Origin of the sequence: Streptomyces triticirhizae (assembly GCF_003696235.1) — a bacterium.
In the GTDB taxonomy this organism is placed as follows: domain Bacteria; phylum Actinomycetota; class Actinomycetes; order Streptomycetales; family Streptomycetaceae; genus Streptomyces; species Streptomyces triticirhizae.
The window spans coordinates 1-2,983 of the sequence record NZ_RFFJ01000345.1; the positions used below are offsets into that span (position 1 = coordinate 1).

2 protein-coding genes and 1 pseudogene are annotated in these 2,983 nt (G+C 76.1%); 2 read left to right on the forward strand and 1 reads right to left on the reverse strand.

The features are described 5' to 3' along the window. On the forward strand, window positions 1-1,444 hold a 1,444-nt coding region (locus tag EBN88_RS29390; RefSeq protein WP_147472907.1), incomplete at its 5' end, for an outer membrane protein assembly factor BamB family protein. A 126-nt stretch (window positions 1,445-1,570) separates the two neighbouring features. On the opposite strand, the gene EBN88_RS29395 is transcribed toward EBN88_RS29390, so the two are convergent. Then, window positions 1,571-2,131: a hypothetical protein gene (locus EBN88_RS29395; protein ID WP_122400030.1), complete on the reverse strand. Its 561-nt coding sequence runs from the start codon at window positions 2,129-2,131 to the stop codon at window positions 1,571-1,573. Window positions 2,132-2,250: 119 nt separating this feature from the next. Here EBN88_RS29395 and EBN88_RS29400 point away from each other — a divergent pair. Next, window positions 2,251-2,983 (forward strand): annotated as a pseudogene (locus EBN88_RS29400) (hypothetical protein); the annotation flags it as partial.

Here is a 2,983-nt window from a genome sequence, read left to right on the forward strand (position 1 = left end):
CCCGGAGTCCGCGCCCCCCTCGGCCGCCGCGCAGCGCTCCTACGCGCCCCCCATGCCGTCGATGCCGCCGCCCCCGCCGCCGAGCACACCCCCGCCGCCGACGAACGAGGCGCCGCCGACCGGCCCGCCCGTGACGCAGTCGCCCCCGCCGCCGCCCCCGCCGGCCGAGCAGCGGCAGCCGGCGCAGGAGTGGAGCAGACCGCCGACGGCCCACCAGCAGGCGGCCGTTCCCAGCCCCAACACGGCGCATCCCGGCCAGATGCATCAGCCGGGCTCCACGGCCGACCACCCGATGGCGCGGCCCACCGGCGACGCCGGCGCGACGCCGCGCTGGCGGCCCTGGCGCTTCCGGATGAGCAACGACCTGTGGGGCTCGCCCACGGTCGCCGGCGACGCGCTCTACGTCACCTCCCTTGAGGTCCACGCGCTCGATGTGGCCAGCGGGCGGCGGCGGTTCCGCACCCGGGAGGTCGCCTGGTCGATGGCTGTCACCGGCGGCGCGGTCATCGCCTCGGACGGCCCGAGCCTCTACGCCCTGGACGCCACCGACGGCGCCGACCGCTGGCGGGTGGCGACCGAGGGCTGGATCTACGCCCTGCGCGCGGAGCGCGGCACGGTGCTGACCGCCTCGCGCGGCGGCCTGGTCACCGCGTGGGAGGCGGGCAACGGCGCGCAGCTGTGGGAGCTGACCGGCGGGCAGAGCGACTTCGAGACCCAGGACGCGGCGCCCGTGCTGCGGGACGGCGTGGTCTACGCCTGGGGCGAGGGCCAGCTCTATGTGCTGGAGGCCCGCACCGGCAGCGAGCTGTGGCGTTACCCGGTCGGTGACACCTCCGTCACCGGCGGTGTCCCGGTGCGGGTCACCCCGGCCGACGACGGCACCGTCTATGTGTGCGCCGGCTCCCGGGTGTTGGCGCTGGACGCCGCCTCGGGCGCGGAGCGGTGGCGGTTCGACGCGCCGGCCGCGATCCTCTGCCCGTCGACGTACCAGGCGGCCGGCGGCCGGGACGCGGGGATCTACTTCACCGACTACCTGGGCACGGTCTACGCCCTGGACCTGGCGACGGGCGACGACCGGTGGCGGATCGCCACGGAGGCGCGGCAGTCGACGGAGCCGGTCGTGGTCTCCGACGGCCTGGTCCACCTGGGCAGCGGCACCGCGATGTACACGTTGGACGCGGTCAGCGGCACCCCCCGCTGGCGGTTCGCCGCCGGCGAGGCGATCGTCGGCTCGCCCGTGGTGCGGGACGGCCGGCTGCACTTCGGCTCGGAGGACCACTGCCTGTACACGTTGGACGCGGTCAGCGGCCGGCTCAGCTGGAAGTTGGAGACCGGCGGCGCCATCACCGGCACCCCGGCCGCCGCCGACGGGATGGTCTTCGCCTGTAGCAAGGACCACTGCGTCTACGCCCTCGACGCGGCCCGGGGCACCCGCCAGTCCTGAACGGGCCCCGACCGCCCAGAGGGGCGCGCGGGCGGAGAGGCGACACACCGCCGTCCCCCACGTTCCGGGGGCGGCGGTGGCGCGCGAACCGGTGGTTCCAACGAGGAACTGACCCTGGAAGGGCGGCTAGGCGACGTCGCGCCGGCCGTGCTCCTCGTGCTCACCGTGAGCGGCGTGTTCCTCGTGGCGCTTGCGCCACGGGCCCTGCCGCACCTCGCCGCCGGTCTCCTCGCGGTGCTTCCCGTGACCGTGGCCGCGCAGGCCACGGTCCGCGAGGTGGCGGCCGGCCATGGTGGTGGCCGCGTACAGCATCAGCAGGCCCGAACCGAGCGCTGCCAGCACCGGCCAGGACATGCCGCCCTGCCCGATGGTCAGGCTGTCCGTGGTGTTGTACTGCCGGATCATCCACAGCAGGGTGAAGCCGAGGATGGCGGCGCCGGACAACGCCGTCAGCAGGCGGGACCGCAGCAGGATGCCCGCCACGGCGAGGGCCGCCGCGACCAGCATCGGCAGGAACAGACCCGCGATCAACGCCGGGGTCCCTCCCGTCACGCCGGCCCCGTTGAACAGGTCCCACCATCGGTAGTTCCGGCCGTCGCGTCCTCCGTACCAGTCGAAGAACACGCTGCCGATACCCACGACGGCGGCTATCAGAGCGAGGACCGCTCCGAGGGTGTTACGCACCATGACGAGCCTCCCTAGGCACGACTGTCTGATTCCGGCTCGTACTTCGACGCTACGTCCACCCGGGCGGGCTCGCACCCCGAACGGACGCCTCGGGGATGCGGGCACTAACCTCACCCGCCATGAGCCCCGTCGCGCGCCCGCTGCCCCTGCTCACCGCCGTCGTCGCCCTGGTCACGCTGGAGATGCTGCGGCTGGGGGCGACCGTGCTCGGCGGCGCGGGCGCCGTCGCGGTGGCCGCCGTTCCCGCGCTGGCGTGCCTGGCCGGCCCGTTGACCTGGTGGCTGGGCTCCCGGCAGGGGCTGACCGTCGCGGTCGGGGTGCTGGCCGGCGCGCGGCTGCTGGTGCAGTTCCCGGTGGGGCGCTCGGTGCCGCTGGTGGGCTTCGCGCTGGCCTCGGCGCTGGTCGCGCTCGTGCTGGTGGTGCGGCGCGACATGGGCGACGCGGCGGCCGGGCCCGGGCGCGCGGCCCGCGCGATCGGCCTGGCCGTGGCCTGCGACCTGGCGCTGCGGCTGCCGCTCGACCTGCTGGACCCGATCTGGCGCGGCGGGCTGCTGGGCTGGCTGCTGGTCCTGGCGCTGGCCGCGCTGCTCGGCCCGCTGGCGAGGGCGGCGGCGGCCGAGCGGCTGACCAGGCCGCCGGGCGGCGCGCAACTGGCCGTGCTGGGGCCGACGTTCGCCCTCTCCTCGATGCTGCTGGCCGCGCCGGGCGCGGTCGCGGCGACCGCCGGGATCTCGTTGACGGCCGCCGGGCTGTGGCTGGGCGCCGGCGCGGCCGCCGGGATCGCGCTGCTGTCGCTGCCCGAGCCGGCCCTTCTCGGCCGCTGGGCGCGCTGGACCCGCTGGGCGCTGCCGG

What these genes read in the sequence shown, in the direction of transcription:
- EBN88_RS29395 (WP_122400030.1), bottom strand. Translation starts at nt 2,131, where the DNA reads ATGGTGCGTAACACCCTCGGAGCGGTCCTCGCTCTGATAGCCGCCGTC.